This window comes from Paracoccus sp. pheM1 (assembly GCF_018499825.1).
Classification (GTDB): Bacteria; Pseudomonadota; Alphaproteobacteria; order Rhodobacterales; family Rhodobacteraceae; genus Paracoccus; species Paracoccus versutus.
Genome location: NZ_JAGXCX010000001.1, coordinates 115,765 through 132,341, shown reverse-complemented (window position 1 = coordinate 132,341; position 16,577 = coordinate 115,765). Strand labels below are relative to the sequence as shown.

The following is a 16,577-nucleotide window of genomic DNA, read 5'->3' as shown; positions in this document are numbered from 1 at the left end:
TCGAAGCTTTCTGCTCCGCCCCCTGCCGCGGGAAAACCCCGCCGAAACATCGGCGGGGCAGGACGCATCATTCGGCCGCCTCGGCATAATCCTCGACCGGGGGGCAGGTGCAGACCAGGTTGCGGTCGCCATAGGCATTGTCCACCCGCCCGACCGGAGGCCAGTACTTGTCCACCCGGAAGGCGCCCGGCGGGAAACAGCCCTGCTCGCGCGAATAGGCGCGGTCCCAGTCGGCGACCAGATCCTCGACCGTATGCGGCGCATGACGCAGGGGCGACGCCTCGGCACCGATCCGGCCCTCGGCGATCTCGGTGATCTCGTCGCGGATCGCCAGGAAGGCGGTGACCAGCCGGTCGATCTCGGCCTTGGTTTCCGATTCGGTCGGCTCGACCATCAGCGTGCCGGCGACCGGCCAGCTCATCGTCGGCGCGTGGAAACCGTTGTCGATCAGCCGCTTGGCGATGTCGTCCACGGTCACGCCATGCTCCTGGAAGGGCCGGGTGTCCAGGATGCATTCATGCGCCACCCGGCCGCGATTGCCCATGAACAGCACCGGATAGGCGCCGGCCAGGCGGCTTGCGACATAATTCGCGTTCAGGATCGCGACCCGCGTCGCCTGCGTCAGCCCGGCGCCGCCCATCATCAGGATATAGGCCCAGGAGATCAGCAGGATCGAGGCAGAGCCCCAGGGCGCCGCCGAGACCGCGCCCGAACCCGTCCGCGGATCGGCGGGCAGGAAGGGCGCCAGATGCGCCTTGACCCCGATGGGCCCCATGCCGGGACCGCCGCCGCCATGCGGGATGGCAAAGGTCTTGTGCAGGTTCAGGTGGCTGACATCGCCGCCGATCTCGCCCGGCCGCACCAGCCCCACCAGCGCGTTCATGTTGGCGCCGTCGATATAGACCTGGCCGCCATGGTCATGGGTGATGCGGCAGACCTCGCGCAGCGTGTCCTCGAAGACGCCATGCGTCGAGGGATAGGTGATCATCACCGCCGACAGCCGGTCGCCGGCCTTCGCCGCATGTGCGGCGAAATCCTCCAGGTCGATGTCGCCGTTCGGCGCCGATTTCACCACCACGACCTTCATCCCCGCCATCTGCGCGCTGGCCGGGTTGGTGCCATGGGCGCTGACCGGGATCAGGCAGATATCGCGATCCTCGCCCCGCGACTTGTGATAGGCGGCGATGGTCAGCAGCCCGGCATATTCGCCCTGCGCGCCGCTGTTCGGCTGCAGGGAAAACGCGTCATAGCCGGTGATCGCGCACAGCTTCTCGGTCAGGTCGGCAAAGACCTCGTGATAGCCGGCCGCCTGGTCCTCGGGGGCAAAGGGATGCAGCGCACCGAACTCGGGCCATGTGATCGGCATCATCTCGGCAGCGGCGTTCAGCTTCATGGTGCAGGAACCCAGCGGGATCATCGCCCGATCCAGCGCCAGGTCGCGGTCGCTGAGCCTGCGCATATAGCGCATCATCTCGGATTCCGCCCGGTTCATGTGGAAGACCGGATGGGTCAGGTAGTCGCTTTCGCGGATCAGCGCCTCGGGGATCGCGGGCGTCGCGGCCGGCCGGGCCGGGTCGGTGATGCCGAAAGCGTCCAGCACCCGCGCGATCACCCCCGCATCCGTGGTCTCGTCGACCGAGATCCCGACCCGGTCGCGCCCGACCTGGCGCAGGTTGATGCCGCGATGCCGGGCGGCGGCCAGGATCCCCGCCTGCCCCACGCCCACCCGCACGGTGATGGTGTCGAAGAACGCCTCGGGCTGGACCTCGGCCCCGGCGGCGCGCAGCGCCTCGGCCAGCGTCGCCGCGTTCAGATGCACCCGCTGGGCGATGGCGCGCAGGCCGACCGGCCCGTGAAACACGGCATAGAAGCTCGCCATCACCGCCAGCAGCGCCTGCGCGGTGCAGACGTTCGAGGTCGCCTTCTCGCGCCGGATATGCTGTTCGCGCGTCTGCAGCGACAGGCGATAGGCGCGGTTGCCCTTGGCGTCGATCGACACGCCGACGATCCGCCCCGGCATGGCGCGCTTCATCTCGTCGCGGCAGGCCATGAAGCCGGCATGCGGCCCGCCATAGCCCATGGGCACGCCGAAGCGCTGCGCCGAGCCGATGGCGATGTCGGCACCCATCGCGCCCGGCTCCTTCAGCACGCAAAGCGCCAGCAGGTCGGTCGCCATGATCGCCACCGCGCCCGCGGCATGCAGCGCCGCGATCTCGGCGGTATAGTCCCGGACCTCGCCGAAAGTGCCGGGATACTGGAAGATCGCCCCGAACACGGCCGACGGATCGCATTCCGTGCCGCGGACGATCTCAATCCCCAGCGGCGCGGCGCGGGTCTCGATCACGGCGATGGTCTGGGGATGCAGGCTCTCGCTGACGAAGAACGCAGGCGCCTTGGACTTGGCCACGCGCTGCGCCATGGCCATGGCCTCGGCGGCGGCAGTGGCCTCGTCCAGCAGGCTGGCATTGGCCACCGGCAGCCCGGTCAGGTCGGCGACCATGGTCTGGAAGTTCAGCAGCGCCTCCAGCCGGCCCTGGGCGATCTCGGGCTGATAGGGGGTGTAGGCGGTATACCAGGCCGGGTTCTCCAGGATATTGCGCTGGATCGCCGGCGGCGTCACCGTGCCGTAATAGCCCTGCCCGATCAGGCTGGTCATGACCCGGTTCCTGGCCGCCACCTCGCGCATGCGCTGCAAAAGCGCCGCCTCGGACAGCGCCGGCCAGTCCAGGGCCTCGGCCTGCCGGATGCTGGCCGGCACGGTCTGGCCGATCAGCTCATCCAGCGTCTCGGCGCCCACGACCTTCAGCATCGCCGCCATCTCGGCCGGGGACGGCCCGATGTGGCGGCGATTGGCGAAATCGTCGGGATCATAGTCGGTCGGGGTCCATTTACCCATCACTGGCCTCGATGCATCAGTATATCCACGGGGACGGTCCCGGAGATCGCGCGGGCCCGAAACGCCCGCCTTTCTCCGTTCTCCAAATACTCTCGGGGGTCCGGGGGCAGACAGCCCCCGGCTTCCGCCGGGCCGCCAGGCCCGGCAATCTCAGCCGATCAGCGCCTGGTAGCCCGCCTCGTCCAGGAAACCGGACAGGTCGACCGAAGCCGGCTTGATGCGAAAGAACCAGGCCGCCATCGGATCCTCGTTCACCGCGCCGGGCGCGTCGGGCAGCGCCTCGTTGACGGCGGTGATGACGCCCGCGACCGGCGCCACGATGTCCGAGGCCGCCTTGACCGATTCGATCACCACGATCTCCTCGCCCGCCTCGACCTCGCGGCCGACCTCGGGCAGCTCGACGAAGACGACGTCGCCCAGCTGCTCGCTGGCATGCGCCGTGATGCCGACGACGATCTCGTCGCCGTCCTGTTTCAACCATTCGTGGTCTTCGGTGTATTTCAACATGCCTGGCCTCTCAGCGCCTGTAGCTTGGTTGATGGAAGGGAAGCGGGGTGATCGTCGCCGGCAGCCGCCGGCCGCGCAATTCGGCCCAGACGGTGGCGCCGGGGGCAAGCCGCGCGGGCAGGATCGCCATGGCGATCGGCCCGCCGACCGAGGGGCCGAAGCCGCCCGAGCAGACCTTGCCCAGCAGGGCGCCGCCCTCGGCCGCGTCGAAGATCCCGACCCCCTCGCGGATCGGCGCGCGGCCCTCGGGGCGCAGGCCCGTGCGGCTCTGGGCGGGGCCTCGGGCCAGTTCCTCCAGCACGGCATCCGCGCCGGGAAAGCCGCCCGCGCGGGCGCCGCCGGCGCGCCGCGCCTTGGGGATCGACCAGCCGAGCCCCGCCTCGCCGGGCAGGGTCGAGCCGTCCATGTCATGGCCGTAAAGCGGCATCCCCGCCTCCAGCCGCAGGCTGTCGCGGGCGCCCAGCCCGATGGGCGCGACCTCGGGCTCGGCCAGCAGCGCCTCGGCCAGGGCGACCACCCGGTCCTCGGGCACGGAAATCTCGAACCCGTCCTCGCCGGTATAGCCCGAGCGGCTGACCCAGAGCGTCGCGCCCTGCCAGTCGAACTCGGCCACGTCCATGAAGCGCATCGCCGCCACGCCGGGAACCAGCCGCGCCAGCACCGCCTCGGCCTCCGGCCCCTGCAGCGCCAGCAGCCCGCGATCCGTCACCGGCTCGACCGAAATCCCCCGCGCCTCCAGCTGGCGCAGATGGGCGATGTCCTGCTCGGCGCAGGCGGCGTTCACCACCAGCAGCAGGTGGTCGCCCTTGTTGGCGATCATCAGGTCGTCGAGGATGCCGCCCGCCTCATTGGTGAACAGCCCGTAGCGCTGCCGCCCCTGGGCCAGGCCCAGGATGTCGGCGGGCACCAGCGCCTCCAGCGCCTCGGCCGCCCCCGGCCCGCGCAGGATCACCTGGCCCATGTGGCTGACGTCGAACAGCCCGGCATGGGCGCGGGTATGCAGATGCTCGTTCAGCACGCCCATCGGATATTGCACCGGCATCTCCCAGCCGGCAAAGGGCACCATCTTCGCGCCGCGCGAAAGGTGCAGGTCGTATAGCGTCGTGCGCCGAAACTCGGCCATGGGCATCCCCCTTTTCTGCGGACGGACCTGTCCCGGCCGCTGCGATGCCCCCTCTGTCCCTACCCCGAAGCGGGGGCGCCTGATATCGTTATCCCTTCGGCGGGCGGCTGATGCCGCCTCTCTCCAGAGCGTTCGGCGGAAAACGGTCCCTTTGCCTGAGAGATTCCTGGGGCGGTTGCTCCTTCGGCCCTGGCTTTTCGCCAATGTCTCCCGATTTCCGACTTTCGTCGTAGCCGGGCGGCAGGATTCTGGCAAGAGCCTTCTGCCGCCCGGTTTTTCAGACCGTGACGTTCAGCGCGCCCCCGTCCAGCAGGATGTTCTGACCGACCATGAACCGCGCCTGCTGGCTGCACAGGAAGGCGCAGGCGGCGCCGAAATCCTCGGGGCGGCCATAGCTGCGGGTCGGGATCGTCGCCTCGCGCCGGCGGCGGGCCTCGTCGAGGTCGATGCCCTCGGCCCTGGCCACGCCCGAATCGAGGCTGACGGCGCGGTCGGTGGCATGGATGCCGGGCAGCAGGTTGTTCACCACCACGCCATGCGGCGCCACCTGCCGCGACATGCCGGCGACAAAGCCGGTCAGCCCGGCGCGGGCGGTGTTCGACAGCCCCAGCACCGCGATGGGCGAGCGCACGGATTGCGAGGTGATGTTGACCACCCGGCCCCAGCCGCGCTCCATCATGCCCGGCACCAGCGCCTGCATCAGCGCGATGGCGGTCAGCATGTTGGCGTCGATGGCCTTGATGAAATCCTCGCGCGACCAGTCGGTCCAGGTGCCGGGCGGCGGGCCGCCGGCATTGTTGACCAGGATGTCGGCCTGGCCGCCCAGGGCCTCCAGCACGGCGGCGCGGCCCTCTTCGGTGGTGATGTCGGCGGCGACCGGCGTGACCGAAACGCCATGCCGCGACGCGATGTCGCGCGCGGCCGCCTCCAGCGCCTCGGCGCCGCGGGCGTTGACGACCAGATCGACCCCGGCCTCGGCCAGGGCTTCGGCGCAGGCCCGGCCCAGCCCCTTCGACGCGGCGCAGACAAGCCCCTTCTTGCCCCTGATCCCCAGATCCATGGCTTCCCTCCTGTTCAGTTCGCCGCCAAGGAAGCGCGGGGCGCGCGGATTGTCCAGTTCAGAAGCAGAGGATCTCGGCCTCGGCCTCGGCGCGGCGGAAATTGGCGACGATGTCGTTGACGGCGATGCCCTGGCGAAAGATGCCGGCGCGCTCGCCCGGCGTCTGGCGCATGGCCAGCACCGTCTCGGCCTTGACGTAGTCGTCATAGGGCAGGATCTCGGCGATCTGGTCGATGGCGCAGCTGCACCGCTCCAGCATCTCGCGGGTCTGGCCGTTCGCCGCCATGCAGACAAAGACGTAATCGGCCCGCGCATTGGTCGGATAGTCGTTGATCGCCTGCGCCCAGGCCATGCCGGCCGAAAGCGTCAGGGCTGCCGTCAGGGTTGCCCGGATCATTTCAACACCATTTCGCTGTGATAGGCCGGCCGCCCGCCGGCCAGCGGGCCGGTCTCGGCCAGCATGCGCCGGATCGGCCGTTTCGGATCGTCCAGGGTGAAGCGCAGCTCCAGCGTGTCGAAGCCGGCCATGCGCCCGCGATTCTCGTCCTGCGCGAAGGGCGTGAAGACGGCGACGGTCGCCTCGCCCTCGCGCCGGACCGCGCCGTCGCGAAACAGCGCATCCTTCAGCCGGTTGCGGATATAGAACGGGCTGCCCCCGGTCAGCGCCGCCATGTCCCGCGCGATGGTTTCCAGAAAGAAGGTCAGCGCCGGATCGCCGCCCGAGGCCGGGAAGGGGCCGATCCTGCGCGTGATGCGCGGCGTCTGCTCGGTCAGCTCCAGCGCCGGCGGGCCGTCCGCGGCGTCCGGGGCGACGGCTGCCAGCGTGACGGTGCCCTCGCCCAGCGGGGCAAAGCCCCCGGCCTCGGGGCCGGTCTGGCGCAGCGTCCAGACCAGCGGTCCCTGCGACAGATCCCAGGGCCCACGCTCGGCAAAGACCAGGTCGCCCGCCTCGCCCGCCCGAAGCGGCGTGGCCAGCAGCGCGATCAGCGCCAGTCCTCGCAAGACGTTCATCCCGGTCCTTCCTTCCCTGTCAGCGACCCTGCCCCCGTCCGGGCCGCGGCGAAAGCCCGCCGCCGGCCGCCTGCTGCTTTGGTCTTAGGCCAGCATCCGCTGCAGCATGGCCTGCAGGTCCTCGGGGCGCACCGGCTTTTCCAGCAGGGGCACGCCCATCTTCTGGCACGCGCCGCCCAGCTCCGGCCCCCGCCGGGCCGAGACGACGATGGCCGGCACCGCCTGCCCGGCCGCCCTGCGCAAGGCCGCGATGGCCTGCAGGCCGGTGTCGCCATTGTCGAGGTTGTAGTCGGCGATCACCACGTCCGGCGGCTCGTCGCCCATCTGCGCCAGGGCCTCGGCGATGCCGCCCGAGACGCGGGCGACCATGCCCAGCCGGTCCTGCAGCACCAGTTGCAGGGCGCGGCGCATGGCGTCGTCGTTCTCGACCACCAGCGCCACCCGGCCGCGCAGATGCGGACCCTGGCCGGCGCCCTCGGGCCGCGCGGCCTCGCCCCCCGGCGCGACCAGCGGCAGGCTGACGCGAAAGACGGTGCCGCGCCCCGGCTCGCTGTCCATGGCGATGGGATGGCCCAGCTTGGCGCAGGCGCGGCGCACGATGGACAGGCCCAGCCCCATGCCGGGCGCGCCGCCCTCGCGGCCGATGCGCTGGAACTCGTCGAAGACGCGGGCGCGGTCGGTGGCGGCGATGCCGATGCCGGTGTCGTAGATCTCGAGCCACGCCCGCTCGCCGCGCTTGCGCGCGCCGACCAGCACGCCGCCGCGGTCGGTATACTTGATCGCGTTGGAGACGAGGTTCTGCGCGATCCGCCGCAGAAAGGTCGGATCGCTTTCCACCACCGCCGAGGTCGGCGCAAAGCTGAGCCGCAGTTCCTTGGCCTCGGCCATGGGCGCATATTCGACGGCCAGGCGGCGGAACAGCTCGCCCAGGTCGACGGGCTTGCGCTGGAACTCGATGCGCTGGCTGTCCAGGCGGGAGATGTCCAGCACCGCGTGCATCAGCTCCTCGACCGATTCGAAGGCGCCGGAAAGCCGGCCGGTCAGCTCGCGCTGGAACTCGTCCAGCGGCGTGTCCTTCAGCGCCGACAGGAACAGCTTGGCGGCGGACAGCGGCTGCAACAAGTCGTGGCTCGCCGCGCGCAGGAACCGGGTCTTCGAGCGGTTCGCCTCTTCGGCCGAGGCGCGGGCGACGGCCAGTTCGCGGTTGCGTTCGGACAGGTCGGCCAGCGCCTGTTCCAGCTCGCGCGTGCGGGCCTGCACCTCCTGCTCCAGCGCCACGGCGGCCTGGAACATGGACCATGCCGAGCCGCGGCTTTCCTCCAGCCGGTCGATACGCTCGACCAGCACATCGGCGATACGCGTCAGCTTCTCGACCCGCCGGGCGGGGGGATCGTCGTCGCGCAGGAACATGGCTCAGCCCGGCGCGGGCGGCATCAGGGCCATGCCGACGAAGGTCTGGTTCACATGCATGCCGCTGTGCTGCTCGCCATAGGTGTTGAAGCCGGCGACGCGATAGCGCGCCAGAAGCTCCGACATCTGCCCGTCCATGCCGGCGCGTTCCAGCGCCAGCCGCCGCAGCACGCAGTCGAAGCCCAGCACCATCAGCGGCGGGCGCGGCAGCGCGTCCAGCGCCTCGGCAAAGCCGCGGGTCATGTCCATGGCCCGGCCCAGCGTCAGGATGCTGCCCGCCTCGATCCCGGACAAAAGCTGCAGGCCGCCCTCGGGGGTGATGGCACGGATGGCGCGGACGTGATGGCGCTTGCCGGTGCGCAGCAGCAAGGGATGGCGGGCGAATTCGGTCGGGGTCAGCGCCTCGACCGGGATGCCGGCCAGCCGGGCATATTCCTGCGCCGCTGGCTCGTCGTTCAGCTCCAGGATGATGCGGTTGTGGCGGTCGGCGGCGGTGACGACCGCGCGCCGGTCGGTCGGGCTGAAATGCTGGAAGGAAACCTCGGCCGCCGCCAGGTCGGTCTCGACCAGCAGGAACAGCGCCGCGCCGGGATGGGCGGCGCCATCGACCATCTGGCAGGTCGGGCCGAAGCCCATGCCCTCGGCGCTTGAGCCGCCGACGATCGGCAGGCCGGGAATCGCCGCGTCCAGCGTCGCGGTCAGCACGTCCTCCTGCCGGGCCAGCGCATCGGCCAGCAGCACGCCGAAGCTGGAGCGGCGCAGGTCGGGGCGGAAATCGCCGTGAAAGCGGCGCAGCGTCGCCATCCATTCCGACACCGGCACCAGCGCCTGGTCGCGCAGCACGCAGACCCCGACCCGGAAGCTGGCCGAGGGAAACCCCAGCGCCGTCACCGTCTGCGCGCAATAGCCGCCGGGGCCGATCTCGCCGACCGAGGAACAGCCGACGACCCGGCAGCCCTGCCCCAGCGCCTCGCGCAGCGCGCCGCCCAGGGCGGGCAGCCCCTCGGCCGGCATGCCGAACAAAAGCACCAGCGCAGGGTCCAGCGGCGCCATGGCCGCGGCGATGCGCCGGGCGGTGTCGTCGCCGGCGGCCGGCACCGAGACGGCGACGGGCGCGGGCGGCGGCACGGCCGGCCGCGCCTCGGACCGCGCGCCGGGCCAGGGTTCGGGCGAGGCCGCGCTCATGCCGGTTCGAACAGCCTGACGCTATTGGCCAGCAGCACCGCCTGGGTGCGGCGGCGGGCGTTGATCTTGGACATGATCGCGGTGATGTGGGTCTTGACCGTCGCCTCGGCGATGGACAGCTCGTAGCTGATTTCCTTGTTCGCCTTGCCCTGGCAGATCAGCCGCAGGATCTTCATCTGCTGCGGCGTCAGCGTGGCGAAGCGGCGGGCCAGTTCGGCGCGGGCCGCGTCCTCGGCGCCGGCATGGTCGGGCTGGTAGCTGTCGGGCGTCACCCGCTCGCCCTCCCACATGCGGCGCAGGCTGTCCACCAGCGCCTCGCGGCCCAGCGACTTGCTGATATAGCCCTGCGCCCCCGCCGCCATCGCGGCCGAGATCATGGCGTTTTCCAGATCGGCCGAGATCATGGTGATCGGCACATCCGGGATCTGGCGGCGCAGCGTCACCAGCCCCTCGGCGCCCCTGGCATCGGGCAGGTTCAGGTCCAGGATCACCGCATCCGGCGCGCCCTGGTTGCGGATCTGTTCCAGCGCGGCGGCAAGGCTGCGGGCGGTGCGCACGTTCCTGAGCCCGAAGCTGATCTTCAGCGTCAGGGCCAGGGCGTCGCACATCAGCGGATGGTCGTCCACGATCAGGATCTCGCGGACGCGGTCGGCGGAAAGCCTTGGCGATGCGACGCGGTCCTGCGACTGCATTTCGGCTGAGGCCATCGTTCTCCTCCCCAAGAAACGACAGGGGCCGGGGCCTTGGCGCTCCGGCCTTTATCCATCCATCTTAAGACCGCCGCCCGCCGGCGCAAGTCCGTTGGACGCCGGGGCGGGTTTCGGGCTACGACTTCGGTTGTATTGGCCGAAACCAAGGCACATGGCAATTTGACCGGGGCAAAGGGGGAAAATCACCATGCCGTTCAGCCGCAGAATCGCCCTGCTGGCGGGGGCCGCCGCCCTGGCCGGGCTGGCGCGGCCCGCCTTGGCCCAGACCCCCGCCATCCGCATCGGTACGCTGGAAAACGGCACCGTCACCTGGGAGATCGAGACGATCCGCAGGCGCGGCCTGGACACCGCCAACGGCTTTCGGCTGCAGCCGATGATCCTGGCCGGCAACCCCGCCACCCAGGTCGCCATGCAGGGGGCCGAGGTCGATACCATCGTCTCGGACTGGCTGTGGGTGGCGCAGCAGCGGGCGCGCGGCACGGGCTTTCGCTTCCTGCCCTATTCGACCGCCGTGGGCGGCGTGATGGTGCCGGCGCAAAGCCCGGTGCGGGTGCTGGCCGACCTCAGGGGCAAGAAGATCGGCATCGCCGGCGGGCCGGTGGACAAGAGCTGGCTGATCCTGCGCGCCTGGTCGCGCGAGAAGCTGGGCGAGGATCTGGCCGACGTGACGCAGCAGGTCTTCGGCGCGCCGCCGATGATCCTGAACGCCGCCGAGACCGGCGAGGTCGATGCCGCGATCAACTTCTGGCATTTCCAGGCCCGGATGCAGGCGCGCGGCATGCGCGAGATCATCTCGGTCGAGACGGCGGCGGGCGACCTGGGCCTCGACCCCTCGACGCCGCTTCTGGGCTATGTGCTGCGCGACGACTGGATCGCGGCCAACCCGGCGCTGGCGGCGGGGTTGGCGCGCGCATCCCGCGCGGCCAAGGATCTGCTGGCCCAGGACGATGCCGCCTGGGACGAGCTGCGCCCGATCATGCAGGCCGGTGACGAGGCCGAGTTCCAGGCGCTGAAGGCCGGCTGGCGCGCCGGCATCCCCGCCCCCGGCCCGGTCGATGCCGCGAACGCGCAAAGGATGTTCGCCACCATGGCGGAACTGGGCGGCGACGAATTGACCGGCGGCCTTTCCGCCCTGCCCGAGGGCCTGTTCTGGTGGCCGGAGTAGCCCTGCCTTGGCCGGAGCGCCGAAACCCCCTGCGTTGCGTCCGGGCCTGGTGCCGGGGGTGCTGTCGATCCTGGCCATGCTGCTGGTCTGGACCCTGGCCTCGCAGCTGACCGACCGGCCGCAGACCCTGCCCGCGCCCTGGGACGTCGCCGCGCGCATCATGCGCCTGGCCGCGACCGGAGAGCTGTGGTTCAACGCCGGGATGACGATGTTCCGCGTGGTCGCGAGCTTCGCGCTGGCCATGGCGGCGGGCATGGCGCTGGGGCTGTGGATGGGCCGCAGCCGCGGCGCCGACCAATGGCTGAACCCCGGCCTCATCATCCTGCTGAACGTGCCGGCGCTGGTGGTGATCGTGCTGTGCTATATCTGGATCGGGCTGAACGAGACCGCCGCCGTCCTGGCCGTCGCGCTGAACAAGATCCCGGTGGTCACGGTGATGATCCGCGAAGGCACGCGGGCGCTGCGCCCCGACCTGGACGACATGGCCCGCGCCTTTCGCATGCGGCCCTGGGCGCGGCTGCGCCATGTGGTGCTGCCGCAGCTGGCGCCGCACGTCGCCGCCTCGGCGCGGGCCGGGATCTCGCTGATCTGGAAGATCGTGCTGGTGGTCGAGTTCCTGGGCCGCTCGAACGGCGTCGGCTTCAAGATCCACCTGCTGTTTTCCAGCTTCGACGTGACCGGCGTGCTGGCCTGGGCGCTGGCCTTCGTCGCCGTCATGCTGGCCATCGACCTCATCCTGCTGCGGCCGTGGGAGCGCCGCGCCAACCGCTGGAGGCAGGATGCGGCTTGAGCTGGAGGCCAAGTCCTTCGGCCCGCGGCAGGTGCTGGGCCGGCTGGCGCTGGCGGTCGCGCGCGGCGAGCGGCTGGCAATCCTGGGCCCCTCGGGCATCGGCAAATCGACACTGCTGCGCATCCTGGCCGGGCTCGACGCGGACTATCGCGGCCGGCTGGAGGGCGCCGAGCGCCTTGCCGTGGTGTTCCAGGAGCCGGTGTTGCTGCCCTGGCGCGATGCGGTCGGCAACATCGCCATCCCGACAGGCTGCGACGCGGCCACGGCGCGGGACTGGCTGGCGCAGGTCGGGCTGGCGGGGCACGAGGCGAAGTTCCCGCGCCAGCTTTCGCTGGGCCAGCAGCGGCGGCTGGCGCTGGCCCGCGCCTTTGCCGCCGGGCCGGACATCCTGCTGATGGACGAGCCCTTCGCCTCGCTGGACGGGGACACGGCGGCGCGGATGCTGGCGCTGACCGATGCGCTGCTGACCCGCAGCGGCGCCGGGCTGGTGCTGGTCACGCATGACCCGGCCGAGGCGGCGGCGCTAGGCGCCCGCCCCCTGCATCTGGGCGGCGATCCGGCGCGGCTTCAGAAGGACTGATCCCAGACCCGGCCCTCGGTATCCTCGGCATGGACCGTCACCGGCCCCTCGCCCGGCGCATGGGCAAAGCGGAACACCGGGTCTTCGGAAATCGAGATCCCGGCCTCCATGGTGAACAGGGCCGCATCGCCCTGCCTGACCTCCAGCGTCTGGATGAACTCGGCCGGGATGGTCAGCAGCGTCACCTGGTCGCGTTGCAGGCCCGAGAAATTCGGGTGCCGGATCATCAGCGTGCCGACCTGCCGCCCCTCCTCCTCGGCCGCGCGAAAGCGCATCTCGCCCATGCTGGCGCGCACCTCGTCCATGCTTTTGCCGGCCGGGGCCGCGCAGCCGCCCGAGGCTTTCACGAAGCGGCCGGCCATGACCTTGCGCCCATCCGCCAGCGTGGCGATGGCGCGCAGGTCGGAATAATTGTCCACCCGCACCCGCACCTCGAAATCCAGCGGCATCAGCGCCTCGCCGAATGTGAACTCGGCCGCGACCGGCGCGGGATTGCCGTCCACCACCAGCGCCAGCGCCCGGATCGCCGGCGCGCCAGGCGGCTGGGTGATGCGCACCGGCACCAGCGCCGGGTTGTCGGCCCGCGGCGGCGCGTCGAGGTCGAAGACCGCCGGATCGACCGACGGCTCCTCATCGGTGCCGATCACGGCAAGCCGCATGTCCTCCCACAGGGCCGAGGGCTGCATGGGATTGGCGACCTCGGCCGCCAGCGCCCCCGGCGCCAGCATCATCGCGGCAAGCAGGCAAGCCAGCCTCATCCCCGTTTCTCCCTTGTCATGCGGCGATAGACCAGCACGGTCGAATCGCTCGCCGCCTCGGCCTCGGCCGCCGCGCGCAACCGGGCGTGCAGGCTGGAGCGCGAACAGACCGGATCGGTCGCCCGCGCGTCGCCCGCCAGCGCCATCGCCTGGCAGCGGCAGCCGCCGAAGTCGATCTCGCGCCGCTCGCAGGAGGCGCAGGGCTCGGGCATCCAGCCGGTGCCGCGAAAGGCGTTGAAGGCCGCGCCGTCGTGCCAGATCCGGGCCAGCGGCACCGCGCGCACGTTCTCGAACGCCAGGCCCTTGATGGTCTGGGCGGCGTGGCAGGGCAGCACGGTGCCGTCCGGCGCCACGTTCAGCCCGGTCGAGCCCCAGCCGCCCATGCAGCTTTTCGGAAAGGCCGCCAAGTGGTCGGCGGGCACATAGTCGATGACCATGCGGCCTTGCAAGCGCAGGCGGGCGGCGTCCACCACCTCGCGCGCGCGGATCGCCTGGGCCTGGGTCGGCATCAGCGGCAGGCGGTTCAGCTCGGCCCAGCCATGGAACTGCACGGTCGCCACCTCGATGCGGCGGCAGCCGAGCCGCTCGGCCAGGTCGATCATCTCGGGCAGGCGGTCCAGGTTCTGGCGATGCACCACCGCGTTCAGCGTCAGCGGAAAGCCGATGGCGCGGACCCATTCCGCCACCTGCATCTTGCGCGCGAAACTGCCGCCATAGCCGCTGATCCAGTCGGCCATCTCGGCGTCGATGCCTTGCAGGGACAGCTGGACGTGATCGACCGCGCCGTCCAGCTCGCGCAGCCGCGACTCGGTCAGCCCGATGCCCGAGGTGATGAGGTTGACGTAAAGCCCGGCGTCGCGGGCCGCGGCGGCGATCTCGGCCAGGTCGCGGCGCGAGGCGGGCTCGCCGCCCGACAGATGCACCTGCAACACGCCCAGATCGGCGGCCTGGCGGAACACATCCGCCCATTCGGCCGCCTTCAGCTCGGCGCTGGCGCGGGTCAGCTCGACCGGGTTCGAGCAATAGGGGCAGGCCAGCGGGCAGCGATGCGTCAGTTCCGCCAGCATGGCCATGGGCAGGCCGACGCGGACCGGGTTGCCGTCGATGTCGCGGGGGGCGGGATCGTCTCTCATGCCGCCTCCCCCTCCAGGAACACCATGCGCCGGTCGATCAGGCCGCGCAGGAACTCCTGCACGTCGCCCTCGATCTGCTCGGCCGGCGCGTCGTAGCGGGTGCAGAGCGTCTCGATCACCTCGGCCAGGCTGCGCCTGCCGTCCAGTTCCGACAGGATCGCATGGCCCACCGGGTCGAGCTGGATCACCCGCTCGGGCGCCAGCAGCACGCGGATGCCGCGCACGCGGTCGTCGTGAAGCCGCACCCCGCGCGGCAGATAGGGCACCGCGGCGCCGCTGATGCGATCCGCGCTCATGAGGCCCCCGCGGCCTCGGGGACCGGCTCGGGGATGGCCGCGTCCAGCAGCCCCTCGCCCGGACGCCAGGCGCCGGGGGGGATGTTGCCCTGCACATAGCCGTGCCACAGCGCATCGAGCTGCGCCCAAAGCACGTCGGTCTTGAAGACCAGCGCCGCCGCCGCCGCGTCCTGCCGTTCCAGCGTATCGGCACGGTCCAGCACGTAGTTCAGGCCGAACTCCACGTCCTTCGGCGCCTCGGCCAGCCGGTTGCGGAAATAGGCGAGGCTGGCGTCGTCGGCGAAATCGTAATGCTTCAGCAGGCCCTCGATCCGCTCGGCATGGATCCTGGGCGCGAACATCTCGGTCAGGCTGGCGGCCACGGCATCCAGCAGCGGCATGTCGCGCACGAAGCGGACATAGGCATCGACGGCAAAGCGGGTCGCCGGCATCACGCCCACGCCGCTGGCGACGTAATCGGGGTCGAGGCCGACGGCGCGGGCCAGCGCCAGCCAGCGCCGGATGCCGCCGCCCTGATCGACGCCGCCGTCGTGATCCTCGATGCGACTGCGCCAGATGCGGCGCAGCTGCGGGTCTTCGACGCGGGACAGGAAGGCTGCGTCCTTCATCGGGATGCGCGACTGGTATTGCCAGCGGTTGACGACCCAGGCCCGCACCTCGTCGGGCGTGCATTCCCCGCCGTGCAGGCGTTTGTGGAACGGGTGGCGGTCGTGATAGCACTCGGCGCCGATGCGACGCAGGCGCTCGTGGAACTCGGCGCGGGTCTGGGCGCGGTGGTCGGCAAGTTTCATGGCGCGATCTCCATTCCGTCATGGCCGACCTGCCAGCCCGCCGCCTGCGCCTGCGCACGCTCGGGGCTGGCCGGATCGACCAGCGGGTTCGAATTGTTCAGATGCACGTAGATGCGGGCACCCAGCGCCAGGTCGCGCAGCGCCTCCAGGCTGCCGCCGGGGCCCGAGACCGGCACATGGCCCATGCGCCGCCCGGTCTTGGCCCCAAGGCCCGCGCGCAGCATCTCGTCATCCGTCCACAGCGTGCCGTCGAAGAGCAGCGCATCCGCGCCGGCGATCCGGTCGCGCAGCCAGCCGGGGACCGAGGCGCAGCCGGGAATATAGAACACCCGCCGCCCGCCGGCGGCCAGTTCGACCCCCACGGTCTGCTCGCCCATCAGCTCGGTCTCGACCCGCTCGCCCTCCAGATAAAGCGGCACCTTGCCCGGCACGGCGAAAAGCCGCGCGACCAGGCCGGGCGCCAGGTCGAAGTCCTGCTCCAGCGCCACCGGGCGCCGGGCGACCAGCCGCGGGTCCAGCGCGGCCAGCATCGGGTTGGCGGCCAGCACGTCATGGATCGCGGGCGTGGCGAACAGGTCGAACCCCTGCCCCTCGCGCAGGGTCAGCAGACCGGCGACGTGGTCGATGTCGCCATTCGTCACCAGCACCGAGCGGATCGGTGAGCCGCGCAGCCCCCCAGGCCGCAGCGCCGGCGTCGCGGCCAGTTGCTGGCGCAGGTCGGGCGAGGCGTTGACCAGCGCCCAGTCCCGGCCATTCGCGGAAACGGCAATCCCGCTTTGGCTCATGGCGGGAATGCGTCCTGCGCGCGCGGCCTCGCAATTGCGGCAGCCACAGTTCCACTGCGGCACGCCGCCACCGGCGCCGCTGCCGAGAATCACGATACGCATGGGAAAGGCTCCGGCAGGCCCGGCCCCCGTCGGCCGGGGGCCGGGCCGGGGATATCGCCGGCGGGTTAGAACAGGACCGGCTCGTCCTCGGCCGGGGCATACATGTTGATTTCCATGCCGCAGGCGATTTCCCTCGGCGCGGGTTTGGTCCAGGCCATATAACCTCCTCCTCAAGACACCGCGGGAATGCGGCTGTTTCGATGCTAAGCCGACCGGGCCACCAGTCAACACGCCAAAGGTCGTAGATGGTCCCGGTCGCGGGCTTGTGTTAGCCT

General features: G+C 70.9%; 18 protein-coding genes and 1 riboswitch. Of the genes, 3 read left to right on the top strand and 15 right to left on the bottom strand.

The window, feature by feature from the left end; translation table 11 throughout:
* Window positions 1–67: 67 nt before the first annotated feature.
* The 9 genes from gcvP to KF941_RS00620 all read right to left on the bottom strand — a co-directional run bounded on the left by gcvP (window position 68) and on the right by KF941_RS00620 (window position 9,899).
* A complete protein-coding gene (gene gcvP, locus KF941_RS00660; protein ID WP_214272305.1) occupies window positions 68–2,896 on the bottom strand; it encodes an aminomethyl-transferring glycine dehydrogenase in 2,829 nt (942 codons plus the stop codon).
* A gap of 150 nt (window positions 2,897–3,046) precedes the next feature.
* The gene (gene gcvH / locus KF941_RS00655; RefSeq protein ID WP_081750479.1) at window positions 3,047–3,403 is read right to left on the bottom strand and encodes a glycine cleavage system protein GcvH; all 357 of its coding nucleotides are present in this window, start codon (window positions 3,401–3,403) and stop codon (window positions 3,047–3,049) included.
* Between the two features lie 10 nt (window positions 3,404–3,413).
* On the bottom strand, window positions 3,414–4,526 hold the full coding sequence (gcvT, locus tag KF941_RS00650) for a glycine cleavage system aminomethyltransferase GcvT (RefSeq protein WP_036757130.1): 1,113 nt from the start codon (window positions 4,524–4,526) through the stop codon (window positions 3,414–3,416).
* 133 nt (window positions 4,527–4,659) lie between these two features.
* A riboswitch (glycine riboswitch) is annotated at window positions 4,660–4,749 on the bottom strand.
* A 54-nt stretch (window positions 4,750–4,803) separates the two neighbouring features.
* Window positions 4,804–5,586, bottom strand: a complete 783-nt coding sequence (locus tag KF941_RS00645; RefSeq protein WP_036757128.1) for an SDR family oxidoreductase — start codon at window positions 5,584–5,586, stop codon at window positions 4,804–4,806.
* A gap of 58 nt (window positions 5,587–5,644) precedes the next feature.
* A complete protein-coding gene (locus KF941_RS00640) occupies window positions 5,645–5,983 on the bottom strand; it encodes a hypothetical protein (protein WP_036757127.1) in 339 nt (112 codons plus the stop codon).
* Entirely contained in the window at window positions 5,980–6,597 is a 618-nt protein-coding gene (locus tag KF941_RS00635; protein ID WP_214272304.1) for a hypothetical protein, read from the bottom strand. The genes KF941_RS00640 and KF941_RS00635 overlap by 4 nt, the downstream gene beginning before the upstream one ends.
* 84 nt (window positions 6,598–6,681) lie before the next feature.
* A complete protein-coding gene (locus KF941_RS00630; protein ID WP_214272303.1) occupies window positions 6,682–8,007 on the bottom strand; it encodes a hybrid sensor histidine kinase/response regulator in 1,326 nt (441 codons plus the stop codon).
* A gap of 3 nt (window positions 8,008–8,010) precedes the next feature.
* Window positions 8,011–9,192: an FIST N-terminal domain-containing protein gene (locus KF941_RS00625; protein ID WP_214272302.1), complete on the bottom strand. Its 1,182-nt coding sequence runs from the start codon at window positions 9,190–9,192 to the stop codon at window positions 8,011–8,013.
* Window positions 9,189–9,899, bottom strand: a complete 711-nt coding sequence (locus KF941_RS00620) for a response regulator transcription factor (protein WP_072461770.1) — start codon at window positions 9,897–9,899, stop codon at window positions 9,189–9,191. Before KF941_RS00620 ends, KF941_RS00625 begins: the two co-directional genes overlap by 4 nt.
* 190 nt (window positions 9,900–10,089) lie before the next feature.
* Here KF941_RS00620 and KF941_RS00615 point away from each other — a divergent pair, with 190 nt between their 5' ends.
* The 3 genes from KF941_RS00615 (at window position 10,090) to KF941_RS00605 (ending at window position 12,437) form a co-directional block, all read left to right on the top strand.
* Window positions 10,090–11,067: an ABC transporter substrate-binding protein gene (locus KF941_RS00615; RefSeq protein WP_036757117.1), complete on the top strand. Its 978-nt coding sequence runs from the start codon at window positions 10,090–10,092 to the stop codon at window positions 11,065–11,067.
* 76 nt (window positions 11,068–11,143) lie between these two features.
* Window positions 11,144–11,857 carry an ABC transporter permease subunit gene (locus tag KF941_RS00610; protein ID WP_240540313.1) on the top strand — a complete coding sequence of 238 codons (714 nt, stop codon included), beginning with the start codon at window positions 11,144–11,146 and terminating at the stop codon, window positions 11,855–11,857.
* Window positions 11,847–12,437 carry an ATP-binding cassette domain-containing protein gene (locus KF941_RS00605; protein ID WP_036757110.1) on the top strand — a complete coding sequence of 197 codons (591 nt, stop codon included), beginning with the start codon at window positions 11,847–11,849 and terminating at the stop codon, window positions 12,435–12,437. The genes KF941_RS00610 and KF941_RS00605 overlap by 11 nt, the downstream gene beginning before the upstream one ends.
* On the opposite strand, the gene KF941_RS00600 is transcribed toward KF941_RS00605, so the two are convergent.
* From KF941_RS00600 to pqqA, 6 genes are all read right to left on the bottom strand, one after another.
* Window positions 12,425–13,195, bottom strand: a complete 771-nt coding sequence (locus KF941_RS00600; RefSeq protein ID WP_214272300.1) for a quinoprotein dehydrogenase-associated SoxYZ-like carrier — start codon at window positions 13,193–13,195, stop codon at window positions 12,425–12,427. The two genes, KF941_RS00605 and KF941_RS00600, sit on opposite strands and share 13 nt — an antisense overlap.
* The gene (gene pqqE, locus KF941_RS00595) at window positions 13,192–14,328 is read right to left on the bottom strand and encodes a pyrroloquinoline quinone biosynthesis protein PqqE (protein WP_052096009.1); all 1,137 of its coding nucleotides are present in this window, start codon (window positions 14,326–14,328) and stop codon (window positions 13,192–13,194) included. Before pqqE ends, KF941_RS00600 begins: the two co-directional genes overlap by 4 nt.
* Complete coding sequence (gene pqqD, locus KF941_RS00590; RefSeq protein WP_036757092.1) at window positions 14,325–14,624, bottom strand: pyrroloquinoline quinone biosynthesis peptide chaperone PqqD; 300 nt, start codon at window positions 14,622–14,624, stop codon at window positions 14,325–14,327. The genes pqqE and pqqD overlap by 4 nt, the downstream gene beginning before the upstream one ends.
* Window positions 14,621–15,415 (bottom strand): pyrroloquinoline-quinone synthase PqqC, encoded by a 795-nt coding sequence (gene pqqC / locus KF941_RS00585; protein WP_214272299.1) that lies wholly within the window; start codon window positions 15,413–15,415, stop codon window positions 14,621–14,623. The genes pqqD and pqqC overlap by 4 nt, the downstream gene beginning before the upstream one ends.
* Window positions 15,412–16,302 (bottom strand): pyrroloquinoline quinone biosynthesis protein PqqB, encoded by an 891-nt coding sequence (pqqB, locus tag KF941_RS00580; protein WP_214272298.1) that lies wholly within the window; start codon window positions 16,300–16,302, stop codon window positions 15,412–15,414. Before pqqB ends, pqqC begins: the two co-directional genes overlap by 4 nt.
* Window positions 16,303–16,367: 65 nt before the next feature.
* Window positions 16,368–16,460: a pyrroloquinoline quinone precursor peptide PqqA gene (gene pqqA / locus KF941_RS00575; RefSeq protein ID WP_036757082.1), complete on the bottom strand. Its 93-nt coding sequence runs from the start codon at window positions 16,458–16,460 to the stop codon at window positions 16,368–16,370.
* Window positions 16,461–16,577: the final 117 nt, after the last annotated feature.